23 protein-coding genes are annotated in these 26,194 nt (G+C 76.0%); 10 read left to right on the plus strand and 13 right to left on the minus strand.

The genetic code is table 11. The annotated features are described in order from the left end of the window. Positions 1-51 precede the first annotated feature (51 nt). On the minus strand, positions 52-954 hold the full coding sequence (locus ACSNOK_RS05055; RefSeq protein WP_436779343.1) for a hypothetical protein: 903 nt from the start codon (positions 952-954) through the stop codon (positions 52-54). A gap of 128 nt (positions 955-1,082) precedes the next feature. Here ACSNOK_RS05055 and ACSNOK_RS05060 point away from each other — a divergent pair, with 128 nt between their 5' ends. The 3 genes from ACSNOK_RS05060 (at position 1,083) to ACSNOK_RS05070 (ending at position 4,472) form a co-directional block, all read left to right on the plus strand. Continuing rightward, positions 1,083-1,634 carry a hypothetical protein gene (locus ACSNOK_RS05060; RefSeq protein ID WP_436779344.1) on the plus strand — a complete coding sequence of 184 codons (552 nt, stop codon included), beginning with the start codon at positions 1,083-1,085 and terminating at the stop codon, positions 1,632-1,634. 377 nt (positions 1,635-2,011) lie between these two features. Next, positions 2,012-3,514, plus strand: coding sequence for an MFS transporter (locus tag ACSNOK_RS05065; protein ID WP_436779345.1), 1,503 nt, complete (start codon positions 2,012-2,014; stop codon positions 3,512-3,514). 319 nt (positions 3,515-3,833) lie between these two features. Next, positions 3,834-4,472, plus strand: coding sequence for an HNH endonuclease family protein (locus tag ACSNOK_RS05070; RefSeq protein ID WP_436779346.1), 639 nt, complete (start codon positions 3,834-3,836; stop codon positions 4,470-4,472). 60 nt (positions 4,473-4,532) lie between these two features. Here ACSNOK_RS05070 and ACSNOK_RS05075 read toward each other — a convergent pair whose 3' ends face one another. Continuing rightward, positions 4,533-5,696: a PucR family transcriptional regulator gene (locus ACSNOK_RS05075; protein ID WP_436779347.1), complete on the minus strand. Its 1,164-nt coding sequence runs from the start codon at positions 5,694-5,696 to the stop codon at positions 4,533-4,535. Between the two features lie 115 nt (positions 5,697-5,811). Between ACSNOK_RS05075 and ACSNOK_RS05080 the strand changes: the two genes are divergently transcribed. From ACSNOK_RS05080 to ACSNOK_RS05095, 4 genes are all read left to right on the plus strand, one after another. Further along, positions 5,812-6,987: a lactate 2-monooxygenase gene (locus tag ACSNOK_RS05080; protein WP_436779348.1), complete on the plus strand. Its 1,176-nt coding sequence runs from the start codon at positions 5,812-5,814 to the stop codon at positions 6,985-6,987. After that, entirely contained in the window at positions 6,984-7,958 is a 975-nt protein-coding gene (locus ACSNOK_RS05085; RefSeq protein ID WP_436779349.1) for a 2-hydroxyacid dehydrogenase, read from the plus strand. Before ACSNOK_RS05080 ends, ACSNOK_RS05085 begins: the two co-directional genes overlap by 4 nt. A 29-nt stretch (positions 7,959-7,987) precedes the next feature. Next, the gene (locus ACSNOK_RS05090) at positions 7,988-8,800 is read left to right on the plus strand and encodes a hypothetical protein (protein ID WP_436779350.1); all 813 of its coding nucleotides are present in this window, start codon (positions 7,988-7,990) and stop codon (positions 8,798-8,800) included. A gap of 245 nt (positions 8,801-9,045) precedes the next feature. Then, on the plus strand, positions 9,046-9,618 hold the full coding sequence (locus tag ACSNOK_RS05095) for a class I SAM-dependent methyltransferase (protein WP_436779351.1): 573 nt from the start codon (positions 9,046-9,048) through the stop codon (positions 9,616-9,618). 56 nt (positions 9,619-9,674) lie between these two features. Here the strand turns inward: ACSNOK_RS05095 and ACSNOK_RS05100 are convergent, their stop codons facing one another. The 5 genes from ACSNOK_RS05100 to ACSNOK_RS05120 all read right to left on the minus strand — a co-directional run bounded on the left by ACSNOK_RS05100 (position 9,675) and on the right by ACSNOK_RS05120 (position 13,019). Then, complete coding sequence (locus ACSNOK_RS05100) at positions 9,675-10,127, minus strand: GNAT family N-acetyltransferase (RefSeq protein ID WP_436779352.1); 453 nt, start codon at positions 10,125-10,127, stop codon at positions 9,675-9,677. A 175-nt stretch (positions 10,128-10,302) separates the two neighbouring features. Next, a complete protein-coding gene (locus ACSNOK_RS05105) occupies positions 10,303-10,938 on the minus strand; it encodes a TetR/AcrR family transcriptional regulator (protein WP_436779353.1) in 636 nt (211 codons plus the stop codon). A gap of 79 nt (positions 10,939-11,017) precedes the next feature. Then, positions 11,018-11,827, minus strand: coding sequence for a DNA-formamidopyrimidine glycosylase family protein (locus ACSNOK_RS05110; RefSeq protein WP_436779354.1), 810 nt, complete (start codon positions 11,825-11,827; stop codon positions 11,018-11,020). 27 nt (positions 11,828-11,854) lie between these two features. Beyond that, positions 11,855-12,097, minus strand: coding sequence for a hypothetical protein (locus ACSNOK_RS05115; RefSeq protein WP_436779355.1), 243 nt, complete (start codon positions 12,095-12,097; stop codon positions 11,855-11,857). A gap of 76 nt (positions 12,098-12,173) precedes the next feature. After that, positions 12,174-13,019, minus strand: a complete 846-nt coding sequence (locus ACSNOK_RS05120; RefSeq protein ID WP_436779356.1) for an RNA polymerase sigma-70 factor — start codon at positions 13,017-13,019, stop codon at positions 12,174-12,176. Positions 13,020-13,326: 307 nt separating this feature from the next. Here ACSNOK_RS05120 and ACSNOK_RS05125 point away from each other — a divergent pair, with 307 nt between their 5' ends. Next, positions 13,327-14,298, plus strand: a complete 972-nt coding sequence (locus ACSNOK_RS05125) for an Acg family FMN-binding oxidoreductase (RefSeq protein WP_436779373.1) — start codon at positions 13,327-13,329, stop codon at positions 14,296-14,298. Between the two features lie 77 nt (positions 14,299-14,375). On the opposite strand, the gene ACSNOK_RS05130 is transcribed toward ACSNOK_RS05125, so the two are convergent. Beyond that, positions 14,376-15,191, minus strand: coding sequence for a maleylpyruvate isomerase family mycothiol-dependent enzyme (locus ACSNOK_RS05130; RefSeq protein WP_436779357.1), 816 nt, complete (start codon positions 15,189-15,191; stop codon positions 14,376-14,378). A 218-nt stretch (positions 15,192-15,409) separates the two neighbouring features. Between ACSNOK_RS05130 and ACSNOK_RS05135 the strand changes: the two genes are divergently transcribed. Further along, positions 15,410-15,835, plus strand: coding sequence for an ester cyclase (locus tag ACSNOK_RS05135; RefSeq protein ID WP_436779358.1), 426 nt, complete (start codon positions 15,410-15,412; stop codon positions 15,833-15,835). A 72-nt stretch (positions 15,836-15,907) separates the two neighbouring features. Here ACSNOK_RS05135 and ACSNOK_RS05140 read toward each other — a convergent pair whose 3' ends face one another. Together ACSNOK_RS05140 and ACSNOK_RS05145 are read right to left on the minus strand one after the other, a co-directional pair. Further along, entirely contained in the window at positions 15,908-18,265 is a 2,358-nt protein-coding gene (locus ACSNOK_RS05140; protein ID WP_436779359.1) for an Orn/Lys/Arg decarboxylase N-terminal domain-containing protein, read from the minus strand. 239 nt (positions 18,266-18,504) lie between these two features. Next, a complete protein-coding gene (locus ACSNOK_RS05145) occupies positions 18,505-19,893 on the minus strand; it encodes an erythromycin esterase family protein (RefSeq protein ID WP_436779360.1) in 1,389 nt (462 codons plus the stop codon). Positions 19,894-20,156: 263 nt separating this feature from the next. On the opposite strand from ACSNOK_RS05145, the gene ACSNOK_RS05150 reads away from it, so the two are divergent. Further along, positions 20,157-21,764 (plus strand): FAD-binding oxidoreductase, encoded by a 1,608-nt coding sequence (locus tag ACSNOK_RS05150; RefSeq protein WP_436779361.1) that lies wholly within the window; start codon positions 20,157-20,159, stop codon positions 21,762-21,764. 24 nt (positions 21,765-21,788) lie between these two features. Here the strand turns inward: ACSNOK_RS05150 and ACSNOK_RS05155 are convergent, their stop codons facing one another. From ACSNOK_RS05155 to ACSNOK_RS05165, 3 genes are all read right to left on the minus strand, one after another. Further along, a complete protein-coding gene (locus tag ACSNOK_RS05155; RefSeq protein ID WP_436779362.1) occupies positions 21,789-24,341 on the minus strand; it encodes an FtsX-like permease family protein in 2,553 nt (850 codons plus the stop codon). Positions 24,342-24,346: 5 nt separating this feature from the next. Then, positions 24,347-25,153 carry an ABC transporter ATP-binding protein gene (locus tag ACSNOK_RS05160; protein WP_436779363.1) on the minus strand — a complete coding sequence of 269 codons (807 nt, stop codon included), beginning with the start codon at positions 25,151-25,153 and terminating at the stop codon, positions 24,347-24,349. Between the two features lie 164 nt (positions 25,154-25,317). Further along, positions 25,318-26,151 carry a DUF4328 domain-containing protein gene (locus tag ACSNOK_RS05165; protein WP_436779364.1) on the minus strand — a complete coding sequence of 278 codons (834 nt, stop codon included), beginning with the start codon at positions 26,149-26,151 and terminating at the stop codon, positions 25,318-25,320. Positions 26,152-26,194: the final 43 nt, after the last annotated feature.

The following is a 26,194-nucleotide window of genomic DNA, read 5'->3' on the forward strand; positions in this document are numbered from 1 at the left end:
CGATCCCCCCGGTCGCCCCGCCCCCGGTCCTCCTCGGCGGCGCCGACGGGCTCAGAGCTCCAGCCGGTACCGGCACCACCGGCCGGTCCGCCGCAGCCCCGCGGCGGCCAGGGCCGCGGCGGTGACCGGGTCGCCGTGCTCCTGGACCTCCAGCAGGGCGGTGCCCGGGAGGTCGCGGCGCAGCCGGGCGACGAGTTCGGCCAGCAGCCCGGTGACGGCGGGGCCGTCGGCCGCGGCGCCCCGGAAGACGACGTCGACCAGCGCCTCCGTACCGGAGATCACGGCCGTGAGCTGGGCGGCCGTCCGGCCGTCGGGGGTGAGGAGGTCCAGGGTCAGGTGCGGGAGCGGCGGCAGGTCGCGCAGGACCTCGGCGGCGTCGCGCGGGGTGTAGGGGCGTCCGGTGACCTCGGAGTAGAGGCGGGCGTGGTCGGCCAGCAGACCGGCGGGGGCCGGGACGGTGACCTGACGGACCGTCACCGGCGGGGCTCCGGCGGGCCGCCGCCAGTCGGGCAGCGGGACGGTCCAGCGGCCGCCGGGTTCCTCGGTCGCGCGGGCACCCAGGTCCGCCGCGACGCCTTCCGTGTCGGGACCGGTCCACTCCAGGGCCGCCAGCCCGGCCTCCGCCGCCCGGCGGGCCGCACCGCGCAGCAGGCTGCCGGCCGTCTCCCGTTCCTCGCCGGTCGGGCCGCGCCGGACGGCGGAACCGGTGGTGAGGCGTTCGCGCTCCTGAGAGACCAGCAGCCACTGGACGTCGGCGGCGTCGCCTCCGGTGTGCGGCGGGTACACCTCGGCCCAGCCGAGCAGGCCGCCGTCGGAGCGGCGGGCGACGACCGTCCAGGCCGGGCGCTCGGCGCGGGACGTGTCGGGGAGGGGCAGCGGCAGCCCGGCGTACAGCTCCTCGTACAGGCGGACGTCGCCGTCCGCCGCGTCCTGGTACTCGACCGTGATGCCCACGCTGCGCTCTTCCGCTCGTGCCGGGGTACGGGCCCGGCGGCACCCGCACTCGAACTATTGTGCTTGATGCTCCACCGGCACCCGCGCCCCCGGCCCGACCTGTGCCCCTCCCCTGCGAAAGGACCTCCGTGCGCCGCCTTCCCGCCGCCGTGACCGCCGCCCTCCTCGCCCTCGCCCTGCCGGCCGCCGGCGCCACCGCCGCGGAGGCCCGGCCGGTCGCCGGGACGCCGGCCGCCGCCGGGCAGGCCGTGCCCGCGGAGCCCGTCCGGATCACCGAGGGGCAGGTGCGCGAGGCGGCCCCGGGCACGCCGCTGCTGTACCCGAGCGTGACGAGCTGCCTGACGGTGACCGTCCGGCTCGCCGGCGGCGGGCTGGCGGGGGCCCACGCCAGCCTGTTCCAGGTGCCCGGCGAGCTGCGCTCGGACGCGATCCTGCCCGCGCTGCGGGCCCGCGTCGGCGACCGGCCGGTGCGGTCCGTGGAGGTCAGGGGCGCGCTCGGCGCCTGGCACCCCGGCTATCTGACCAAGGCCATCGAGGCGTACGGCCCGGACGAGGACGTCCCGGTGCCCGCGGGCCCGGACGCCGAGGGCGTCGCGCGGGCCGTGGCCCGGGCGCTGGGGCAGCCGCGCGCGCTCGTCACGGTGGAGGACGTCCCGGACGGTGACCTGACCGTCGGGTAACCTCCCTCGGACCGTCGGGTAACCCCCCGCCGGACCGTCCGGGCCCCGCGCCGGGGCCGGGACGGCCGGGGCTCCGGAGGCCGCCGTGGCGCCCGGGCGGCCGGGCTTCGGGTGGGCCGCCGGGCCGACTTGAGGGACACTGGAAGGACCGGTCCCTCCCGGACCGGGGTCCGGAACGCGTACCCGCGTCCCCCGGGCAGGCCCCTTCTCACCACGCACGTTCCATACCTCACCCGCTCACGCGGCACCCGTCGCGTGAGTCCCGTGAACCCCAGACGCCCCGGGTATCCGGGTGTGCCGCCGACCGCCCGGGGCAGACGCCGGGACGTCCGGCCGGGAGCGCGGGGTTTCCGGCCGAGCTGTCCGGGAGGTGCGTCATGGCGACGGTCGAACAACGTTCCGACGGCGCGGGGGGTGACACGGGGACGGTGACCACGTCCGTCCCGGCGCGGCTGGACCGGCTGCCGTGGTCACGGTGGCACTGGATGGTGGTGATCGGCCTCGGCACGGTGTGGATACTCGACGGCCTGGAAGTGACCGTCGTGGGCAACATCGCCTCCCGGCTGTCCGAGCACGGCAGCGGCCTCGACATCTCCTCCGCCCAGGTGACCGGCCTCGCCGCGGCGCTGTACGTGGCGGGCGCCTGCGCGGGCGCCCTCTTCTTCGGCTGGCTGACCGACCGGCTGGGCCGCAAAAAGCTCTTCATGCTGACGCTCGCGGTCTACCTGGCCGCGACCGCCCTCACCGGACTGTCCTTCGACTCCTGGTGGTTCTTCCTCTTCCGCTTCCTCACCGGCTGCGGCATCGGCGGCGAGTACGCGGCCATCAACTCCGCCGTGGACGAGCTGATACCGGCCTCGTACCGGGGCCGCGTCGACCTCATCATCAACGGCAGCTTCTGGATCGGGGCCGTGGGCGGCTCCCTGCTGTCGGTCGCCATGCTCGACACCGACCTGTTCCCGGCCTGGCTGGGCTGGCGGCTCACCTTCGGCCTCGGCGTGCTCCTCGGCCTGGTGATCCTGCTGGTCCGCCGCAACGTCCCCGAGTCGCCGCGCTGGCTGTTCATCCACGGCCGCGGGGAGGAGGCCGAGGAGCTGGTCGACTCCATCGAGCGGGAGGTCGCCGCCGACACGGGCCGCGCCTGCCCGCCGGTCGACCGGGAGATCACCATTCACCGACGGGGCAGCGTCGGCTTCCTGACCATCGCGCGGACCGTCTTCCGCGACTACCCCCGCCGGTCCGCGCTGGGGCTGGCCCTCTTCATCGGCCAGGCGTTCCTCTACAACGCGATCACCTTCGGATTCGGGTCGATCCTCACCGACTTCTTCTCGGTGCCGTCCGGGCACACGGGCTATTACTTCGCGGTCATCGCCTTCGTGAACTTCCTCGGCCCGCTGCTGCTGGGCCGGCTCTTCGACACCGTCGGCCGGCGGCCGATGATCACCGGCACCTATGTGCTGAGCGGACTGCTGCTCTTCGGGACCGCCTGGCTGTTCGGCCGGGGGTCGCTGACGGCGGCCACGATGACGGCCTGCTGGTGCGCCGTACTCTTCTTCGCCTCGGCGGGCGCCAGCAGCGCCTATCTGACGGTGAGCGAGATCTTCCCGATGGAGACCCGCGCGCTGGCCATCGCCTTCTTCTACGCGGTCGGCACCGCCGCCGGCGGCATCACCGGCCCGCTGCTGTTCGCCAAGCTGACCGGGTCCGGGGTGGTCGGCGACACCGTGCTGGCGTTCCAGATCGGGGCCGCGCTGATGACGGCCGCCGGCGTGGTGGCGGGTTTCCTCGCCCTGCCCGCCGAACGCCGTTCGCTGGAGGACATCGCCACCCCGCTGACGGCCGCGAGCGCGGACACGGGCGCTCCGACCGGCACCCCCTGACGCTTCACACCGGCTGACGCCCGGTCACCACCACCGGCCCGGGCAGCCTGATCGGCCGACGGCCGTCGTCCGGCCCGCACGCCCGCCACGGCGTGCGGGCCTTTCGTCTGCCCTGGGCCCGGCTCGACGCGCCCTGTGGCCGGCCTGGCGCTCGCCCCCCGGCGCGCCCCAATCCGAAATTCGAGAGTGAGATCACTTTCAGAACACTTGTTTTGACATGCGCACGCCGCCATTGTGTTGCCCGGCACTCACCCCCCGGACACCCCGTGCCACGAGCCTGATCCGCGATTCCCTCCACCCACCCTCGGGAGCGTCACGCATGCGTCTCTACGCGCGTCGAATATCCGTCACCGCCGGCCTCGCCGCCCTCGCCGGCGCGATCGTCCTCAACGGGCCCAGCGCCCAGGCCGCTCCGCCCGCCCCTGCGGACGCCGCCACCGCGCGCTCCTACCTGGACGCGCTCACCGTCCGCCCCGAGGGCACTCTGGACGGCTACAGCAGGGCTCAGTTCCCGCACTGGATCACCCAGCACGGACAGTGCAACACCCGAGAGGTCGTGCTCCAGCGCGACGGCCAGGACGTCGAGCAGGACGCCAAGTGCGCCGCCGTCGAGGGCACCTGGTACTCCCCCTACGACGGCGCCACCTGGCACGACGCGGCCGACATCGACATCGACCACGTCGTGCCGCTCGCCGAGGCCTGGCGCTCGGGGGCCGACAAGTGGACCAAGGCCGAGCGGCAGGGCTACGCCAACGACCTGAAGAGCCCCCAGCTCATCGCCGTGACCGACCGCGTCAACCAGGCGAAGGGCGACAAGGACCCGGCGAAGTGGATGCCCTCGCGCGCCGACTACGCCTGTACGTACGTGCGCATGTGGGTCACGGTCAAGCACGACTACAAGCTGACCGTGGACAGCGCCGAGAAGAACAAGCTGGCCGCCGTCCTCCAGGGCTGCTGACCCGGAACCCCTCCCCCGGGCCCGGCCCCCGCGCGAGCGGGCGGCCGGGCCCGGGCGCGTTCAGCCCGCCGGCGGGCCCGCCACCGTCCGCGCGATGTCGAGGGTGAGCCGCTGCCAGGGGTCGCGCGGGTCACGGCCGGTCAGTTCGCGGACCCGGCGCAGCCGGTAGCGCAGGGACTGCGGGTGCAGCCGCAGTCCCTGGGCGGCGGCGGTGGCGGAGCCCGTGTCGAGGTAGGCGGTGAGGGCCTCCCGCAGGTGCCGGTGGGCGGGCCGGGCGAGCGGGCCGAGGATCAGCCGGCCGATGTGCCCGGCGTCCGTGGCCGGGTGGCCGGCGAGCAGCGCGAGGACGTGCGCGTCCGCGTCGGTGAGCACCCGGCCGGGGCGGTGGGCGTGTTCCGGCGCGGTGGCGAGGGCGCCGGTGGCGAGGCGGTGGGCGACGGCGATGCGGTCCAGGCCCTCGCCGGTGATCGCGCAGCCGCGCAGGCCGCGTTCTCCCAGGGCGCGAGGGGCCGTCGCGGCGGCGTCCGCCGGGAGCAGCAGCACCGTCCGCGGGCCCTGGGTGGTGGCGAGCGGGGTGCCGGCGCCCGGATCGGTGAGCTCGGCGAGCAGCTCCGCCGGGTCCGCGGGGTGGTCGCCCTCGGCCGGGGTGACGACCAGCAGGCAGTAGGGGTACGGCAGTTCGACGCCGAGCCGGGCCGCCCGGTCGGTCACCGCGCCGACGGAGGCGTGCCGGCCGGCGATCAGGTCGTCCAGCAGCAGCCGCAGCGCCTGCGCGCGGTCGCCCGCCAGCCGGTCGCTGGTGGCCGTGTAGGAGCCGGCCATCACCTCGCACAGGGTGTCGAGGGTGGTGAGCAGTTGCCGAGTGAGGGCGAACGCGTCGGCGGCGGCGGAGGGGTCGGCCCGGGCCGCGATCTCGTCCACCAGCACGGCGGCGGCGACCCGGTAGGCGCGCAGCACGGCGGGCAGCGGGCGGCCGTCCGCCGCCCGGGCCGCCGCGATGCCGCGGAAGCGCCGCAGGTCGGCGGGGCCGATGTCGCCGTCGACGGTCCAGAGGTGCAGGAAGCGCTCCAGCGCCCAGGCCGCTATGGCCCGGACCTCCCCGCGGCGTCCGTCGTCGAGGTCCGCGTAGGCGGGGACGCGTGCGTGCACGGCGTCGACGACGGCCTCGACGACGCGGGGGTCGGCGACCAGCTCCCGGCGGATCCGCTCGCGTTCGTTCGTCACCCCGTGATGGTCGCAGTACTCACCCCGTGCGCACCACCGTGGACGGGGCACGGTGCCGTCGTGAGGATCGCTGCCGAACGCAGCGGTTCCACGGACGGGAGGCGGGACGAACCCCATGACCACCACGCCGCGCTGGGCGGACTACCAGTACGAGATCTACCTGAACGGCCTGTCGGGCCAGGTGCCCCGGCTGCCGGCCGATCCGAGCCGGCTGGAGGAGCTGGTCGAGCGGCGGCTCGGCCCGGGACCGGCGGGGTACGTGATCGGCGCCGCGGGCACCGGCAGCACCGCCCGTGCCAACCGGGCCGCCCTTGACCGGTGGCGGATCGTGCCCCGGATGCTGCGGGACGTCGCCGAACGCGACCTTTCCGTGGAGCTGTTCGGCCGCCGGCTGCCGGCGCCGCTCGCGCTCGCGCCGGTCGGCATCCTGTCGATCGCGCACCCGGACGCCGAGCCGGCCGCGGCCCGCGCCGCCGCCGCGCGCGGCGTCCCGTACATCCTGTCGTCGGCGTCCAGCACTCCGATGGAGCGGGTGGCCGAGGCGATGGGCGACGCCGAGCGGTGGTTCCAGCTGTACTGGCCGAAGGACCGCGAGGTGGCCCGGAGTTTCCTGGCCCGGGCCCGGGCGGCGGGCTACACGGCGCTGTTCGTCACGCTCGACACCCCGCTGCTGTCGTGGCGGCCCCGCGATCTGGACCAGGCGTACCTGCCGTTCCTGCACGGGGTGGGCACGGCGAACTACTTCAGCGACCCGGCGTTCCGCGCCGGGCTGGCCAAGCCCGTCGAGGAGGACCGCGAGGCGGCGGTCCGGCACTTCCTCGGGATGTTCTCGGATGCCGGGAAGAGCTGGCCCGACCTGGCGTTCCTCCGTGAGCACTGGGACGGCCCGATCGTGCTCAAGGGCGTGCTGCACCCGGACGACGCGCGGGCCGCCGCCGACGCGGGCATGGACGGCGTCGTCGTCTCCAACCACGGCGGCCGGCAGGTGGCGGGCGCGGTGGCCGCCGCCGACGCCCTGCCTGGGGTGGTGGCGGCGGCCGGCGACCGGCTGACCGTGCTGTTCGACAGTGGGATACGCACCGGCGACGACGTGTTCAAGGCCCTCGCGCTGGGCGCGCGGGCGGTGCTGCTGGGCCGGCCGTACGTGTACGGTCTGGCGCTCGACGGCCAGGCGGGCGTGGACCACGTCCTCCGCTGCCTCCTCGCCGAACTGGACCTCACCCTGGCCCTCTCCGGGCACGCGAGCCCCGCCTCGCCGGGCCCGGCCGACCTGGTCAGGGAGGCGCTGTGAGCGAGCTCCGGAACGTGCTGGCCGTGGTCTCCCCGCACGTCGGAGGCCGGACGGCCGGCGCCGCCCTGACCGGTCTCTTCCCGGATCGGGCCCGGGTCACCGTCGTGGAGACGGCCGACGAGGACCCCGCCGCGCTGCGGGAGGCCCACGTCGTCATCACCGGCCTGGGGCCGGTGACGGCCGCGCACTTCGCGGCGGCGCCCGCCCTGGAGCTCGTCCAGTGCGCCAGCCACGGCTACGACTACGTGGACCTGGACGCGGCCCGCGCCCGCTCGATCCCCGTCTGCACCATCGGTTCCAGCGGCGCGGAACGGCAGAACGTCGCCGAGCAGACCTTCGCCCTGATGCTCGCCCTGGCCAAGCGGTTGGTCCCGGCGCACACCGCGCTCTCCGAGGGCGACTGGGCGCTGCCGCGCCTCCAGTCGTCGATCACCGAGCTGTCCGAGAAGACGCTCGGCATCGTCGGGCTGGGCACCATCGGCAGCGAAGTGGCCGTACGGGCGGCGGCGTTCGGCATGCGAATCGTCTACAGCGGGCCGGAGGCTGCACCGCCGGAGACCGAGGCCCGGCTCGGTGCCCGCCGCGTCGAGCTGGAGGAGCTGCTCCGTACCTCCGACTACGTCACCCTGCACGCGCCGCTCACCGACGCCACCCGGCACCTGCTGGACGCCGAGCGGCTGGCGCTGCTCAAGCCCACGGCGTTCGTGGTGAACACGGCGCGCGGCGCCCTGATCGACCAGGAGGCGCTCGCCGACGCGCTGGAGGCGGGCGCCCTGGCCGGGGCGGGGCTGGACGTCTTCGACCCGGAGCCGCCCCCCGCGTCGCTGCGCCTGCTGCGCGCCCCCAACGTCGTCCTCTCGCCGCACGTCGCGGGCGTCACCCGGGAAACGCTGGTGCGCATCGCGCTGGCGGCCGTGCAGAACGTTCTCGGCTACTTCGAGGGCAAGCCGCCCCGGGACGTGGTCTCCTGAATCCCCCCGACTCGACCGGAGGTTCCCCCGTGCACCGAAGAACTCCCCGACAGCGCTTACTTCGTGGGGTGCTGTGCGGCGTCCTGGCGCTGCTGCCCGCGTTGGCGGGCGGTGTCGCCGTGGCTCCGGCCGCGCAGGCCCGGACCGTGGCGCGGGCGTGCGCTCCGGACACCGCTGCCGCCGGCCGCCCCGACCGGCCCGTCGCCGGGACGCTCGTATCGGCCGTCCGCGCCGACGGCCGGACCGAGCAGTTCCAGCAGTTCCACGACACCTCCGCCATGGGCGGCCTGCCCTTCGTCTGGCACCGGTCGCAGGACCGGCCGGGCGGCGCTTACGGCGCCTGGGAGCGGGTGAGCGCGACCCCCGTCGGCCCCAAGCTGTACGAGGTGGACGCGGTGGAGAACTCCGCCGGCGGGCTGGAGGTGTTCTTCTCCTCCTACGGCGGCTTCTGCCACACGGTGCTGCGCGCTCCGGGCGGCGAGTGGCCCCCGGCGGAGAGCTTCGGACTGGCGCCGCCTCCGTACCACGGCGGTCTCACCCTCTTCAAGGAACGCGACGGACGGCTGCACGCCTTCGCCGCGAGCCGGTCCGAGGGCGCCGCCGTGGAGGTGCGCAGCCAGGACGCGGCCGGCGACGACCGGTGGGGAGCGGTCCGCGGCACGGGCCCGGTGCCGGAGAGCGGCGTGGGACTGAGCTCGCCGGCCGTCACCCAGCTCGCCGACGGCCGGCTGCGGCTGGTCGCCCGGGAGTGGAACCGCGACCGCTACTGGACGGCCACCGAGCGGGAGCGGTTCCTGTCCTGGGAGCCGTGGCGGCTGTGCGCGGACGCGGCCTGCTCCTGACGGCCGCCGGGCGGTGACCGCGCGTCCGGCGGGCGGGTTCCGGCCGAACTCCCCGGGCCGCCGGACGGCGGGCCGGGCGGGCCCGTCGGCGGTGCGGACGGCGCGGACGGCCGGGGACGAGGCGGGGAACCCGGGCCGGAGCGGGCGCCCGGCCCCCGCCGCGCGGGCCGGGGCGATGGCGGATACCGGCGGGGGCCCGCCCCGCCCGGGTAGGCGTCACCCGCCGCCCGTCCTAGCCTCCCCTTATGGCGATGAACCGTTACCACCGCTTCTACTGCCGGTCGCGGAGATGGGCCAGGATCGTCGAGGAACAGCTGCTGCCGTGGGCGCTGAACGGTGTGCTGCTCGGTCGCGACGCCCTGGAGATAGGCCCCGGTTACGGCGCGACGACGGTCGAGCTGCTGCGGCGGGTGGACCGGCTGACGCTCGCCGAGGTGGACCCGGCCGCCGTCGACCGGCTGCGGCGCCGCTTCGGCGGGCGGGCCGAGGTGGTGCACGCGGACGGCGCCGAACTGCCGCTCCCGGACGGGCGGTTCGACGCGGTCACGTGCTTCACGATGCTCCATCACGTGCCCTCGCCCGAGCGGCAGGACCGGCTGTTCGCGGAGGCGCGCCGGGTGCTGCGGCCGGGCGGGGTCTTCGCGGGCTGCGACGCGCTGGACGGGACCGTCTTCCGCCTCGTCCACCGGGGCGACACGTGTGTGCCGGTGGAGCCGGACACCCTGGCGGCCCGGCTCCGGGCGGCGGGCTTCGACGAGGCCCAGGTAAGCGCCCGAAAGGGACGGTTCCGTTTCCGGGCGTTCCCGGGCGGCGCGTGAACCGGCGGCCCGGGCGGGCCGCCGATCACATGCCCGACGCGTCGGCCGCCGGGCCGCTAGAGGTAGCGGCTCAGGCACACCAGGTCGGGCTCGAAGCCCAGGTCACGCCAGAACCGCTGTCCGGCGCGGTCCCCGACGGGCGACAGAAAGCGGACCGTCGCGGCGTCCCGGGAGCGGAGCAGGCCGACGGCCGCCTCCGCGAGGGCCCGTTCGACGCCCTGGCCACACTCCTCGGGCACGACGTACAGCGCGTCGATCTCGCCGAGGGTGCCCGGGAGCAGGCCGTCGCCCGCGTCGGCGCGGCCATTGACGAAGCCGACGACGCGGCCTTCCACCACCGCCACCAGGCAGAAGGCGTCGCGGTGCCACGCGGACACCGCCAGCATGCGGGAGAGGTTCCGGCGGGCGGGCTCGGTGAGCCGGTCGCCGCCCTCGGTCTCCCGGCACATCCGGTCCCACAACGCGGCGACCGTGTCGCCTTCGTCTTCATGGATCCGCCTGATCTCCATGGGTCTTCCTTCCGTTCCGTCCGGCTGAGAGCACGAGGGAGCGGAAGGGCCGGCGGACCGCGCGGCCGGGGGATCGGGTGGTGTCGTCTTCAGCGTCAACCGGGCATGCGCTCATGCTTGTCGGCCGGCGGGCGCGTCGCAAGCGGTTTTCCGTGGGAGCGGGCCCGGGTCCCGCTCAGCCTTCGTGGAAGCCGTCGCGCAGCAGGGAGAAGGCGTGGTCGGCGTCGGCGACCGCCTCGGGGTGGACGTCGTCGGCCGAGCGGCCCTCGACGATGCGTTCCCAGTTGGCCAGGGCCAGGGTGCGCCGGGTGGCGACGAGCTGTCCCGCCAGCAACCGGGCGGTGATCTCCGGCCGTTCGGCCCGCAGCGTCTCGCGGAGCGCCTGCGTCAGGGCCTCCTCCTCGCGCGCCAGGTACTCGCCCACCTTGGCCACCAGCGTGGGCGTCGACCGGACGAGGCCGTGGAAGGCGAGGATCTCCGGGTCGTCGTTGAGGCCGGTGATGGGGTCGCGGGCGTCCAGCCGGGCCCGGAAGTCCCGGTGCAGGGCGTCGAGGACGGGGGTGCCGGGCTCCCGCCCGAGTACGGTGTCGGCGGCCTCGGTCTGGTGGTCGGCGAACCGGTGGACGACCAGGTCCTCCTTGGTCGGGAAGTACCGGAACAGCGTGGGCTTCGAGACCTCGGCCTCCGCGGCGACGTCCGCCACCGACACCCCGTCGAATCCGTGCCGGAGAAACAGTCTGATCGCCGTGTCGGAGATGGCCGCCCGCGTCCGCCGCTTCTTCCGCTCCCGCAGGCCCGTCGATCCGTCCATGCCGCCACCCTAGCACGCACGTTACCAAGGAACTCAACTGACCGCGTCTATTACGTGACCGGGTTGCGATTCCGCCCGGTCACGCGGACGCCTCTTCCGGCCCCGGCCCGTCCTGGCAGCGCGGGCACCAGTAGGTCGGCCGCTCCCGGCCGGGCTCCCCCTGGTCGGCCAGGCGTACCGGGCCGCCGCAGCGGCGGCAGGGGCGGCCGGCGCGGCCGTAGACCCAGAGGCGGCGGTCCGGGTGGGTGTCGGCGGTGGTGATGCGGGCGGAACGGTCCTTGTTGACGTCGAGGAGCTTCCTGGCGAGGGCCGGCAGCCGGGCCGGCGAGGGCACCCGCCCCACGGGCAGCCAGGGAGAGATCCGCAGCATGTGGCAGATCTCGGACTTGAAGACGTTGCCGACGCCGGCGAGATTGCGCTGGTCGAGCAGCGCGTCGCCGACGGCCCGTCCCGGGTCGGCGAGGAGGCGGCGCAGCGCCTCCGCCGCGTCCCAGTCCGGGCCGAGGAGGTCCGGTCCGAGGTGGCCGACGACGGTGGACTCGTCGGCGGTGCGCAGCAGTTGCAGGACGGGGAGGCGGTATCCGACCGCCGTGTGGCGGTCGTTGGCGAGGACGGCGCGGATCTGGTGCTCGGGGCCGCCGCGCCGGCGCTCGCCCGCGGCGTACACCCGCCAGGAGCCCTCCATGCCGAGGTGCGAGTGGAGGGTGAGGCCGCCGTCGACCCGCAGGAGCAGGTGCTTGCCCCGTGACACGGCCTCGTGGACGTCCCGGCCGCCGAGGTCGGTCGTCGCCAGGGCGGGGACGCGGAGGTCGCTCCGGGTCAGGGTGGTGCCGGCCAGGGCGCGGTGGAGGCGCCGCGCGGTCCGCCAGACGGTGTCGCCCTCGGGCATGCGGCGCCTCCCACGGTGTACGGTCCCTCAGCTGCGGGACAGCGGTGTCTTCAGGGACACCCGGCCGCTCACCTCCTCCGGCACGGTGTCCTCCACCCAGGATGCGGCCCGGCCCGCCGTGGCGTCACCGGTGGCGGCGAGGTGCGAGAGCCGCTGGGTGACGCCGGAGGGGGCGGGGGCGGTCTGCTGTCCCTCGGCGGCGTGCGCGGTGGCGGTCGCGGCGGCGAGGCCGCCGGAGAGGAGGAGCGATCCGGCGGCGATGCGCGTCATGATGCGGTTTTTCATGCCGTGCCAACGAGCCACCGGGGACAAACGACACGAACGCCGCACGGAGGGCGTTCCGCCTTCATTCCGCGTAGCGGAGCTTGTCCGGGTTGAGGACGGCGTAGAGGGCGTGGATGCGGCCGTCGCGCACGTCCGCCAGGACGACCTGGTCGTTGCCTCGCGCGGTGAGCCGGAGCGCGGGCTCGCCGTTGACGTCGACCGTCCGGGGGTCGGTGAACTCGTACTTGGCCGCCAGGCCCAGCACGAACGCCGCCGCCTTGTCCCGGCCGAGGACCGGCCGCAGGGCCGCCCTGACCTTGCCGCCGCCGTCGCTCCACACCGTCACGTCGGCGCTCAGCACCTCCTTCAGCCCCGCCAGGTCACCGCCGGCCGCCGCCTCCAGGAACCGGGTGAGGAGCCGCTCGTGCTCCTCGCGCGACGGCCTCGGCCGGGGCCGGGCGGCCGTGAGGTGGCCGAGGGCGCGGCGGTGGATCTGCCGGCAGGTCGCCGCGGAGGCTCCGACCACCTCCGAGATCTGCTCGTACGGCATCTCGAAGGCGTCCCGCAACACGAACACCGCGCGCTCCGGCGGGGTGAGGCGCTCCATCATGTGGAGGGTGGCGTAGGAGAGGCTGTCGCGCAGCTCGGCCGTGTCCAACGGGCCGGCCGCGTCGGTGGCGACGGGCTCCGGCAGCCACTCGCCCCGGTACGCCTCACGGGTGACGCGTGCGGAGCGCAGTTGGTCGAGGGCGAGGCGGGAGACGACGGTCGCGAGGAAGGCGCGCGGGTCGCGGACCGTCTCGCGGTCGGTGCCGGCCCAGCGCAGGTACGCCTCCTGGACCACGTCCTCGGCGTCCCACATGCTGCCCAGCATCCGGTAGGCGATTCCCAGCAGCAGGGGCCGCTGCCCCTCGAACACGTCGTCCACGTCTCCCCAGTTCCCCCCGGCCGCGGAGCGCGGGGACGTGCGGGCGGCGCGCCACGCGTCCGCGCGGGCCGGACACGGCGGCCGGGACCTCCCCGGACGCGGCACGCCCAGGATACCGGCCGGTTCGTACGGCCGTACGGAGCCGCCGGGCGGAGGCCGGGGCGAGGCCGGCCGCGGCGCTCGGAGCCGCCGCGCGGCAGGGCCGGATGCCCGCCCGCCGGGGCCCCTCGGCCCCTGGCGGGCCGTCGCGGGAGCGCGGACCGTGGGCGGCGGAACGGCCCGTGACCTGCGGAGGGGACTGATGGCGATGGGTACGGCGGGGCTCGGCACCACCGATCTGGAGACGCTGCTGACGGCGGCCGCGGCGGCCCCGTCGATCCACAACTCCCAGCCGTGGGAGTTCCGTCCGGTCCCGGGCGCGGCCCGGCTGGAGGTGCGCCTGGCGCCGGACCGGTGGCTGCCGGCCGCCGACCCGGCGGGGCGGGCGCGGCTGCTGTCCGTCGGCGCGGCCCTGTTCAACCTGCGGGTGGCGGCCGGGCACCTGGGCCGCGGGGCTCGGGTGCTGCCGCTGCCCGACGGCGGGGACCCGGGCCTGGCGGCGGTCGTGGACGTCACCGGGCTGCCGCCCGACGGCTCGCGCGACCCCGGCCTGTACGAGGCCGTGGCCCTGCGCCGCACCAGCCGGGCGCCGTTCACGGGGCGGCCGGTGCCCGTCCGGACGCTGACCGAACTGGCGTCGGCCGTCCTGGCCGAGGGCGCCCGGCTGTACCTGCCCGGCGTCGTCGCCACCCGCCGGATGCTGGCGCTGACCGCCGAGGCGGAGCGGCGGAACCGCCGGGACTCGGCGCGGGTCCGGGAGAGCCGCGCCTGGGTGCACGCGGGGACGTCTCCCTACGGGATCCCGGCCGCCGCCCTGGGGCCGGTGGACGCGACGGGCCGGATGCCGGTGCGCGACTTCACCGGCGCGGGCCGGGCGCGGCGCGCTCCGGCGGCGGCCTTCGAACGCCACGCGCAGCTCGCGCTGGTGGTCACCGTCCGGGACCGCCCGCAGGACTGGCTGCAGGCCGGACAGGCCCTGCAGCGCGCCCTGTTGCTGGCCACCGCCCGCGGTCTGCGGACCTGTCCGCTGCATCAGGCGCTGGAGTGGCCGGACCTGCGGCGCGCCCTGCTGCGCGGCGAGCCCGGCTGCCCGCAGTTCCTCTTCCGCCTCGGCTACGGGCCGCGGGGCGCCCCGACGCCGCGGGCGGCCGTCGCGGCACCGGGCGGACGGCGCGGGTGATCCGTCCGGGGCGGACGCGGCGCGGGAAGCCCGGCGGTTCACGGCCGGGGCGGGCCGCCGGACCGGGCGGCGGGCGGTCAGACCGTGGGCACCAGCGCCGTCCAGCGCTCCAGGAGGCCCCGGTCGCCCGTCACCGCGTCCAGGCGGTCGGCGGGGAGCCGGCGCCAGAGGAAGAGGGTCAGGTCGGAGGCGGTGCCCGCCAGTTCGACGTCGCAGGGCCCGGGGCCCGGTGCGCAGTGGACGGCGTCGCCGTCGAACCGGACCGTCCAGGCGGCGGGAAGGTCCCCGTCGCCGGGGGCGTCGGTGCGCCGGAAGCCGAACCGTTCGCCGGCGCCGGGCGGCGCCTGGCCGCGGGCCCGCCAGGCCGGGACGACCGTCCCGAGGAACCGGCCGACGCCGCCGGCCGCCAGCTCCGCGTCGAACGGCCGGGCCGCGCCGAGGGCGTTCTCGGCGTCCCAGCGGTGCACGGCCGTCTCGAAGGTCTGCACCCAGAGCCAGAAGCCGGTGGTGCGGTCCGCCGTCCAGGTCCACACCCGCTCCCCGGGGTCCCGGTCGGCGAAGAGGGACGCCAGCGCGACGGCGCCGTCGGCGTACCAGTCGAGGAGGGACGCCGGCACCGGCCCGTGGGTGGGCGGGTGGTGCGGGTCGGGCCAGGCGGCGCGGTCGGCGGGCAGGTCCAGGAAGGCGGTGTCGGTGGGGTCGGGGGCGTCCTGGAGCCGGTCGCGCACGATACGGGCCACGAACCGGTGCACCCAGCCCAGGTGTCCGGTCAGGTCGGTCACCGTCCAGCCGGGGCAGGACGGGACCGGCGGCGCGTCCCCGGCGCGGGCCGCGCGCCGGACGGCGTCCTCGAACGCCCTTGCCTCACGGCGGAAATGGGCTACGAGATCCATGCGCCGACCCTACCGCCGCCGGCGACCCGGCCGGGGCGCCGGTACCGGAACCGGACGCGGCGCGCGGCAGGGCGGTATTCGCCGTGTGACGGGCGGCGATCCGGGTGAACGCCGCCCGTCACACGGCGTGCCGTGCCGCGCGGCCCGCGCCAGGGGCGAGGCTGCCGGAACGAGCGCCGCCGCACCGGCGGTGTGTACCGAGCGCGGAAGGCGGTCACGTGTCCCCGGAGGAGAACAAGAGGCTGGTGCGCCGCTTCTACGAGGAGATCGACAGGGGGAACCTCGACGCCATGGACGAGCTCGTGGCCGAGGACTACCGGGACCACTCGCCGCCGCCGTTCCCCGGGTTCGCCCCCGGCCGCGAAGGGCTCAAGCAGGCCTTCCGCATGTTCTGGGAGAGCACGCCGGGCACCCACCGGATCGAGGACCAGATCGCCGAGGGCGACAAGGTCGTGACCCGGCTGACGGCCGAGGGGGTGCACAGCGGGGACCTGCCGGGCATTCCGGCCACCGGACGCACCGTCAGGATGACCGCGACCGTGATCCACCGGATCGAGGACGGCCGGCTCGCCGAGAAGTGGTCGGACAAGGATCTGCTCGGTTTCCTCCGGCAGTTGGGGGTCGTCCCGGACGGCGGCTCCTGAGCCCTTTCCCCGGCACGCGCCCGGCTCCGCCCGCGCCGCGGGACGGGGCCGGCGCCGCCCTCCCGCGTCCGGTCAGCGGGACGGCCCGGCGGGCGCCCCCTCGTTCCCGTCCTCGGCGCGGAGGCAGGCGATGCCGTACTCGCCGGTCTCCTCGTCCACCGTGACGCCGTGGGTCTCGCTCCGGAAGCCGGGGAAGGCCCGGTCGAAGGACTCCAGGGCCCGCAGGTAGCGCAGCAGGGGCCCGTCGGCGGCGCCGGCCGACTCGCCGGGCATCAGGACGGGGATGCCGGGCGGGGTGACGGTGACCATGGCGGCGGCGACGCGGCCGGCCGCGTCGGCGAGCCGGACCCGTTCGGTGCCGCCGCGGATGAGCCGCTGGTAGCACCACTGCGGCGGCGCGACGGGCTCGGGGAGCTCGCGGAAGGCCGTGTCGAGCAGGGTGACCAGGTCGGTGTCGCGCAGGTGCCGGTGCATGGCGTGGCACAGCTCGGGGAGGGTGGTCCCGGCGTAGCGGCGGGGGTGGCGGTCGAGGACGCCGGGCAGGACGCGGTCGAGCGGCGCGTCGCCGTCGTACAGCGCCTTGAAGTCCATCAGGGCGTCGAGGAGCGTGCCCCACTTGCCCTTGGTGATGCCCATGGAGAAGAGGACGAGGGTGGTGTAGCTGTCGGTCTTCTCGACGACGATGCCCCGGGTGGCGAGGTAGGCGGTCAGGACGCGGGCGGGGATGCCGGTGTCGGACCAGCGGCCGGTGGCGTCGACGCCGGGGCAGGTGAGGGTCACCTTGACGGGGTCGAGGAGGCAGTGGCCCTCGGTGAGGCCGGGGAAGCCGTGCCAGTCGGCGCCGGGTTCGAGCTCCCAGCAGGCGGGCTCGGTGCGCAGCAGGTCGGGCGGGGCGTCGGCGAAGTCGTGGCGGGCCCCGGTGCCGGGGTCGGTGACGGTGTCGGGCTGCCAGACGCCGAAGAACCAGTCGGGCCGGTCGCCTTCGGCCGTGATGCGCCGTCCGGTGCGGACGACGGCCTGCCGGAAGCGGACGGCCTCGGTGACGCCCTCGTCGATCAGCCACCGGCCCTGGGGGCCGTCCATCATCCCGGCGGCCACGTCGAGCGAGGCGAGCGCGGGGTAGAGCGGCGAGGTGGTGCCGTGCATCATGAACGCCTCGTTGAACAGCTCGTGGTCCACGGGGGCCCGGGGCGCGTCCCTGACGTGGACCATCGCGCTCTGCGACAGCGCGGCCAGCAGCTTGTGCGTGGACTGGGTGGAGAAGACGGCGGGTCGGTCGGGGCCGGGGAAGGTGTCGGGGCCGACGGACATGCCGTAGCGGCCGGCGTAGAGCGGGTGGAAGCGGGCGTAGGCGAACCAGGCCTCGTCGAAGTGGAGCCGGGGGGTGCTGGGGGCGAGCTGCCGGGCGACCCGGACGGTGTCGTAACACAGGCCGTCGTAGGTGGAGTTGGTGATGACGGCGTACTCGGGCCGGGGGCTCGCGGCGTCGGCGGTGAGCGGGTTGCGGGCGACGCGGGCGGCCACCGCGTCCGCTTCCGTCTCGGCCGGGGGCAGCGGTCCGGCCAGGCCGTAGCCGTTGCGGGTGGGGACGAGGTAGACGGGCCGGGCGCCGGAGAGGACGAGGCCGTGCAGGACGGACTTGTGGCAGTTGCGGTCCACGAGGGCGATCTCGTCCCGGGCGACGCAGAAGTGGCCGACCATGCGGTCGGCGGTGGAGTTGCCGTGGAGGACGAAGTACGTGCGGTCGGCGCCGAAGATGCGGGCGGCGTTGCGCTCGGCGTCGCCGATGGGGCCTGTGTGCTCGAAGAGGGAGCCGAGCTCCTCGACGGAGAGGGAGAGGTCGCTGCGGAGCAGCCGTTCCCCGTAGTGGTCGAAGAAGGCGCGTCCGACGGGTGATTTGAGGAAGGCGACGCCGCCGGCGTGCGCCGGGGTGTGCCAGGAGTACTCGTGCGCGTCGTCGAAGCGGCGCAGCGCCTTGAAGAAGGGCGGGAGGACCGCCTCCCGGTAGGCACGGGCTGCGCCGGCGATCCGGCCGGCGATGAATCCGGGGGTGTCCTCCAGCGGCCAGACGTAGCCGACGACGCTCTCCGCGACCCAGAGCGGCAGCCGGTCGAGGTCGTCGTCGGCCTCGTCCGTCATGACGAGGAAGACGGGCAGGTCCTTGAAGCGCCGTCCGACGGTGCGGAGGACGGCCGCGCCGCCCGGCTCGTCCCCGGCCCGCTTGCCGGGGGCCAGGTCCCAGGAGACCACGGCGGCGGCGAGGCCCGCCTCGGTGCGCAGCACCGCCCGGGCGTCGGCCTCGGTGCCGGCCCGGCGCACCTCCAGCCCCTCGGCTTCGAGGGCGGCCCGGATCCTGCGGAGCTGTTCGCCCTGTGCCCCCTGCTCCCGGGGATCCTGGTCGAGCGCGAACAGCACGGTGCCGACGGCCATCTCGTCCCCCTTGCGCGCGGTCCGCCCGGATCCCCGATCGGATCATCGGGTCGTCCTCCGGCCAGTGTGGCGCGCGGCGTGGCGCACGGCGGGGCCGGTGCGCTCAAACCACTCGTCGGTGGGGAGTCGCGGCGGACGGGCCGCGCCCGGGGTGCGGTGGGGCGCGGGGAGCGTCGGCGTGCGCGGGGGCGAGCCTCGTGGCGGAGGTCCGGCCCGGGGTCGCGGAAGTCCTTCCCGGCTCAGCCGCCCTCCCCCGCCGGCAGCCGGTCCGAGGCGCGCACGGTGTGCAGGTGGATCAGCGCGTCGTAGTGGCGGGCCAGGGCGACGGGGTGCTGCGGCGCGGGGTAGGCGGTGCCGTAGTCGAGCGCTTGGCGCGGGGTGCGGAGCCAGTCGCGGGCGGGGGCGGGGGCGGTGCGCAGGTCGATCAGGTAGTCGCGGTGGCGGACGCGGTCGAGGGTGTCCTCGTTGCCGCCGGGCGCGGCGGTCACGCCGAACCGCCGGACGTTGGCGTCCAGCAGGGGGTCTTCGGCCCGGGTGCCGTTGAACGTCCCGTGGTGGAACGAGAGTCCGATGGTGACGTAGCGGGAGCCGAGCCGGTCGTGGAGGACGGCTCCTTGCGTCGTGGGGTAGTTCGCGGGGTCCGCGCTGCGGTAGCCGATGTGGCCGTTGTGGGCGGAGAGCAGGATCTTGTCGCCGGTGGTCTCCTGCCACCAGGCGGTGTTGTCGGCCATCACGCCGTCGCGGTAGCGCATGGCCGCCGCGATGCCGTCCTGCCGTGTGAGGTCGAAGGCGTACTGGCCGGCGGTCTGCCGGATCGCGAGCGCGTTCCGCACGGCCCACCGGTGCGCCTCCGCGGCCTCCCGGCCGGGCGCTGGCCGCCGCGCGCGCAGCAGGTCGAGTGCGCGGGCGGCCCGCGCGGAGCGCTCCTGACGCTCGGCGAGCGGCCGGGTCACGTACTCCCGCAGGTACGGTCCGGCGGGTCCGGTGGGGCGCAGGTCCCGGTAGAGGGCGGTGAGTTCGGACAGGAGGGCCGGGTGGGCGCGCCGGGTGTAGTCGAGGACGCGGTCGTAGAGGTCCGGTCCGGCGTACGCGACGTCGTCGCCCAGGAAGCGGACGGGGTCGCCGGGGTGGGCGAGGTTCCAGGAGCGCATCCACTGGATGAGCGAGAGGTACTCGCGGGTGTTCCAGAGGAGGTAGGAGTCCTGGAAGTCCTCGCGCATGATGCGGCGCGGGTCGCCCTTGCCGTGCAGCAGGTAGTCGTTCAGCCGGAGGCCGGTACTCCAGGGCGCCTCCAGCGCGTAGGTGCGGAAGCCGCGTTCCCGCACCAGGTGGCGGAAGACGCGCTGCTTGAGCGCGAAGAACTCGTGGGATCCGTGTGTCGCCTCTCCCATCCCCACCACCCGCGCGTCCCCGACCACCCGGTCCAGCGCCCGCAGGTCGCCGTCCGGGCCGCCGGGTTCGGTGGTGCGCAGCGGGTGGGCGGTCCGTTCGACCGCCCGGACGACGGCGTCGTCGGCGCGTTGGAAGGCAGCGGCCGGCGGGGCGGCCGTGGCGGGGCTGCCGGCGAGGGCGGTGCCCGCGCTGACGCAGAGGAGGATCGAGAGAGCGATGGTCCGGTGCCGCTTCATGCGTACCAGCATCGGCGGCGGGGTGCGCCGGGGACCATGTGGAGCGCCTCCTTTGCGCGGGTGGGGTTTTCCCCACGGCGGTGGCCCGCGCCCGGTCCGCGGGGCGCGTCCCCCGGGAGGGCCGGGCCGTCGCCGGACGGTCCCTCCTTCGATGTACGGCCGTCTGGTCTCCGCGGACGATGCCCTCGCCTCCCTCCGCCCGCGATCATCGAACTTCCCTATCCGGTCCGGCACCGGGACCGGGATCCGTGGAGGAGCAGCCCATGGTGGAAGTGACACGACGTGACGTCCTGGCCCGCACCGCCGTGCTCGGCGGGGCCGCCGCCGCGCTGACCGTGCCGGCCTCCGCGTCCCCGGCGGTGGCGGCGCCGCCGAGCACGCCGGGGCCGGTGACGGTCGGGCCCGGCGACCCGCGCTACCGGTCGCTGACCCACCGCGGCCGCAACGCGCGCTTCTCCGGCAGCCCCGACCTCGTCGTCGTGGCCGCCTCGGCCGAGCAGGTGACGGCCGCCGTGCAGCAGGCCGTGGACCAGGGCCGGCGCCTCGCGGTCCGCAGCGGCGGCCACTGCTTCGAGGACTTCGTCGACGGTCCCGACGTCCGGCTGCTGATCGACCTCTCCCCCATGACGGCCGTCGCGTACGACGCGCGGCGGCGGGCGTTCGCCGTCGAGCCGGGCGGCTCGCTGGGATCCGTCTACAAGAGCCTCTTCCTCGGCTGGGGGGTGGCCCTGCCCGCCGGCGCGACGGCGGAGGTCGGCGTCGGCGGGCACATCCTGGGCGGGGGGTACGGCGCGCTGTCCCGCCGGCACGGGCTGGCCGTCGACCACCTGTACGGCGTCGAGGTCGTGGTCGTGGACGCGCGGGGGAAGGCGCGGCGGGTCGTGGCGACGCGTGAGCCGGACGACCCCAACCGCGAGCTGTGGTGGGCGCACACCGGCGGCGGGGGAGGCAACTTCGGGGTCGTCACCCGCTACTGGTTCCGCTCGCCGGACGCGGGCGGCTCCGACCCGTCCCGGCTGCTGCCGCGCGCCCCGGAGGCCGTCACCGGCTTCACCGTCTCCTGGCCGTGGAAGGGGCTCGACCGGCGCTCCTTCACCCGTCTGGTGCGCAATCACGGCGAGTGGCACGAGCGCAACAGCGCGCCCGGGACCCGGTCCGCCGGGCTGTTCAGCGTGCTGATGCTCAACACCCGCCGCTCCGAAGCCGCCGCGTACCTCTCCGGGCAGGTGGACTCCACCGGCCCGGACGCCCGGCGGCTGGTGGACGCGTACGTGGCCGCCCTCGGCCGGGGCGTCGGCGTGGAGCCGGTCGTGACCCGGGAGGAACTGCCCTGGCTGCAGGCCGCGGCAGCCGTCCAGGAGAGCGCGCCGGCGGCGTTCAAGGTCAAGGCCGGCTACCTGCGCCGGCGCTTCACCGACCGGCAGATCGACGTCCTGCACGACCGTCTGGCGGCCGAGTCCGCCGGCGGACTCGACGGCACGGTCTGGCTCGTGTCGTACGGCGGGCGGGTCAACGCCGTCGCGCCGGAGGCGACGGCCGTCGCGCAGCGGGATTCCGTCCTCAAGGCCCTCTTCGTCACCGGCTGGAAGGCACCCCGCGAGGACGCCGCGCCACGGCTGCGCTGGGTACGGGACCTCTACCGCGCGGTGTACGCCGACAGCGGCGGCGTGCCGGCCCCCGGGGACGTCAGCGACGGTTCGTTCGTCAACTACCCGGACACCGACCTCGCCGACCCCGCCCTGAACACCTCCGGCACGCCGTGGCACGCCCTGTACTACAAACGGCACTACCCCCGGCTCCAGCGGGTCAAGGCCCGCTGGGACCCCCGGGAGGTGTTCCGCCACGCGCTGTCCGTCCGCCCGCCCCGGTGACCGGGGAGGGCGGACGGGACGCGCTCACCTCCGTTCCGCCCCCGCCGCCAGCGGCCCGCGGCGCAGCAGGGCGCGGGTGGGGAGGGCCGTGGCGGTGACGGTGAGGAGGACGGCGCCGGCGGCCAGGGGGACGGCAGTGGTGAGCGGGACGTAGGGGGACGAGCCGGTGACGCCCCGGGTGATGGGGGCCAGGGTGATCCAGGCGATCACACCGCCCAGGGTCAGTCCGCTGCCGGCCACCAGCAGGGCCTCCCAGCGCATCATGTCGCGCACCTGGCGGCGGGTGGTGCCGGTGAGGCGCAGCAGGGCGACCTCGCGGCGGCGGTCCAGGACGGTCATCACCAGGGTGTTGGCGGCGGCGACGGCGGCGAAGCCGCCGAGGACGGCCGCCATGACGGTGTTCGCCCAGGCGTTGAGTTCCCGGTCGCGGTCGGCCGCGGCCGCGTAGCCGGCGGAGTCGGTCACGGTGGTTCCGGGCGGGCCGAGTTCCGCGAGCCGGCGGGCGACGGCCGCCCGGTCGGCGCCGGGGGCCCGCTTGACGAGGACGTGGCTGTCGAGGGCGGCGGCCGCGTGGGGCGCGGCGGCGGCCCGGGGCAGCAGGACCTCGCCGAGGCCGAGCCCCCGCTCGTAGGTGGCGACGAGCTCGGGGCGCGCGCGGGTGCCGTCGGCGTGCCAGAGGGGGACGCGGTCGCCGGGTTTCACATGGAGGGTGTCGGCCAGGGTGGTGCTCAGGGCGACGGTGTCCGGCGAGGTGCCGAGCCGGGCCAGCGAGCCGGAGCGGACGCCGAGGTCGAGGACCTCGGGGAGCTTGGCCGGGTCGCCGGAGACGCCGAGGGCGGTGGCGGAGGAGACGGTTCCGCCGCTCCGGTAAACGGTTCCGGTACGCAGGACGCCGACGGCGGTGTCGACGCCGGGGACGCGGGCCGCGCGTTCGGCGGTGGTGGCGGGCAGGCCCGGGCCGGTGGCGGCGAGGACGTGGTCGGCCACGACGCCGTCGCGGACGTTCCGGTCGGCGACGTGGCTGATGGTGCTCTGGAGGAAGACGAGGGTTCCGCAGAACGCGGTGACCATCACGATGGGGGTGATGGCGGAGGCGAGGCGGTGGGCCTGGGCGCGGGAGTTGTCGGCGGCGAGCGAGCCGGCGGCGCCCGCGGCGCCGGACCGCAGGGGCAGCCCGAAGACGGTCGCGCAGAACCGGGCCACCAGGGGGCCGAGCAGGGCGACGGCCAGCAGGAAGCACATGACGACGCCGAGGGCGGTGTTGGCCGCGTTCTCGCCGTCCAGGCCCGCCGCGACGCCGGCGAGGACCGTGCCGCCGACGAGGGCGGCCAGGCCGAGCGGGGTGCGCACCCAGCCGGGCCGGACGCGTTCGACGGCCGCCTCGCCGAGGGCCTGGCTGGGGCGGAGCCGCGCGGAGCGGCGGGCGGCGGCGTAGCCGGCGAGGAGCGCGGACAGCAGGGTGGTGCCGACCGCGACCGTCAGGGGGATGGGGCCGACGTCCAGGCGGACGCCGTCGGGCAGGGCGCCGCGGTCGGCGAGTTCGCCGAACCACCAGTGCGCCAGGGCGAGCCCGGGCGGGATGCCGAGGGCGCCGGCGACCGGGGCGACGATCATCGCCTCGGTGGCGATGGTGCGGCGGATCTGCCGCGGGGTGGCGCCGATCGCCCGCAGCAGGGCGAACTCCCGGGCCCGCTGGCCGGTGGCCAGGGCGACGGTGCCCATGACGACGAAGACGGCGGTCATGGCGGCGATGCCGCCGAAGGAGCCGCCGAGTCCGGTCAGCAGTTCCCGGGCCTCGACGACGCCCGGCTCCTCGGCCGCGCCGCGCGCGGCGCCGGTCAGCACCTCGGGGCCGTCGCCGGTGGCCTGCCGGACCTGCCGGGCGAGGGCCGGCACGGTGGTGCCCGGCCGGGGCCGTACGGCGATGGCGTCGGCGGCGCCCGGGTGGCCGGAGAGCCGGTCGGCGGTGGCGTCGGCGAACCAGGCGGTCGCCGGGCCGGCGCCCTCCCGGGCCAGGCCGGAGACCCGGTACGCCGCCGTGCCGCCGGGGCCGGTGAGCGTGACGCGGTCGCCGGGCGCCAGCCGGGCGGCCCGTGCCGAGGCGGCGTCCAGGACCACCTCGCCGGAGCGCGGCGCACGGCCGTCGGACAGCGGCCGGGTGCCGGGGGCGAGGGCGATGCCGGCGGCTCCGTAGGGCCGTCCGGTGAGCTCGGGCAGGGCCGGCGTCCCCGCCCCCGCGCGGACCGGGAAGGCCAGGTCGGGGATGGCGGCGGCCACGCCGGGCCGGGCCGCGATCCGCCCGGCGAGCGCGGCCGGGACCCGGCCGCGGCCGGGCAGGGCGGTCTCGCTGGTGTCCTTGTCCTCGCCGTGGCCGGTGGTGACGCGGACGGAGGGGTCGCCGGTGACGACGACGGGGGTGTGGGCGTAGCGCTGGGGGGTGACGTGGGCCGTGATGCCGGTCTGGAGGAGGACGCCACAGGCCGTGATGATCGCCGAGGCGAACAGCAGGGCGACGAGGCTGCCCGCGAAGGACGCGGGCCGGAAGCGGACGGAGGCCCGCGCGAGTCCGTTCGGCATGCCGATCACACCGCCGCCGTCGTGGCCGGACGGCGGTCGGCCGCGGCGGCCAGGGCCACCATCCGGTCGGCCACCGTCCGCGGGTCCGGGCTGGTCAGTTCCCCGGCGAGCAGGCCGTCGGCGAGGAAGAGCACCCGGTCGGCGTGGGCGGCGGCCACCGGGTCGTGGGTGACCATGACGACCGTCGCGCCGAGGGCGTCCACCGCCCGCCGGAGCAGGCCGAGCACCTCGTGGGCGGACCGGGTGTCGAGGGCGCCGGTCGGTTCGTCGGCGAAGACCACCTCGGGCCGGGTGATCAGGGCCCGGGCGATGGCGACGCGCTGCTGCTGGCCGCCGGAGAGCTCGCCGGGGCGGCGCCGGCCGTGCCGGTCCAGGCCGACCTCGGCCAGCAGCCGCTGGGCGCGGGCGCGGTCCTGGCGCTCGCCGGCCAGGCGCTGCGGCAGCAGGACGTTCTGCTGCACGGTCAGCGAGGGCAGCAGGTTGAACGCCTGGAAGACGAAGCCGACGCGGCTGCGGCGCAGCTTCGTCAGCCGGTCCTCGCTCAGCCCGGTGATGGCCTCGCCGCCGAGCAGCACCTCGCCGGAGCTGGGGCGGTCCAGCCCGGCGGCGCACTGCAGGAAGGTGCTCTTGCCCGAGCCGGAGGGGCCCATCACCGCGGTGAAGCTCCCGCCGGGCAGCGCGAGGTCCACCCCGCGCAGCGCCTCGACGGCCCCCTCCCCCCGCCCGTACCGGCGCCGCACGGCCCGTAGCTCGACCGCCGGGGCCGTGCCCCGGGGTTCCTGGGTGGGTACGCGGTCGCGGCGCAACGCCATGGTGTTCCCTTCTCCGCCGGTCCTGGCGACTCTCGGCCAGTGCTGACCTCGACGCTAGGCAAGGGGGGACGGCCGGGCCATGGTGGCAGCCGGGCTCCGGCGGTGGGGTTTTCCCCCGGGTCGCCAGGGGGGTTGCGCCGCAGGTCAGGGGCGTTCGGCGGGCCTCACGCGTACGGTCCGGACCGGAACACGGCGGGCGCGAGGACCGGGCCCTGGTGCGCCTTCTCGTCCTGGAGGGCGGTGAGCCGGCGGACGAACAGGAACGCGAGGACGGCCGCCGCGATGTCGACGACGTCGGCGACGATCAGCACGTCGACGGCGCGCCGCAGTTCCTCGGGAGTGTCGGCCCGGGCGTACATCCGGCCGCCCCCGCGGCCCAGGATCAGGGTGGCGATCCACAGGCCCCACCACCAGTTCATGAGGGTGCGCGGGGCGCGGCGGGGCGAGCCGTCGGGCTCGTGCGGCAGGCTCGCGGCCCAGACGTCGTTGGCGACCTTCTTCGGGAACCAGAGGTTGGCCACCGGTACGAACCAGCCCCCGATGCTCCAGCCGCGCCCCATCCGGTGCCCGTCCGGCCGGAAGACCTCCGCGTTGACGCGCACCCGGTGGAACCAGACGAGGAAGAGGACGGCGCAGGCGATCAGGGCGACCGTCTGCACGGCCCCGGCGACGAACTGGAGGAGGTCGGCCCGGTCGATCTCGTCCTCGGACAGGGCCCCGGCGCCTTCGTCGATCATCCGGGTCGTCACGCCGTACATGGTGGTCCCGGCGAAGAGCGAGAAGACGTCGGCCAGGACGCAGAGCCCCAGCAGCGCGGCGACCGCCCGGCCGAGCCCGACCGGGGAGGCGAGCCGCGGCATGGGGACGTACGGGGGCACCGGCAGCGGTGGCGGCCCGGTGAGCAGCGGTCCGGCTCCCGGCGCGGCACCGTTCCCGAACACACCGGCCGGGGGACCGCCGGGGAAGGCGCAGGCGTGGCAGCGCCCGGTTCCCTCCACGGCGGGCGTTCTCTGGCATATGGAGCACAGCACCTGCGGCAAC

Origin of the sequence: Streptomyces sp. URMC 126 (assembly GCF_051386555.1) — a bacterium.
Classification (GTDB): Bacteria; Actinomycetota; Actinomycetes; order Streptomycetales; family Streptomycetaceae; genus Streptomyces.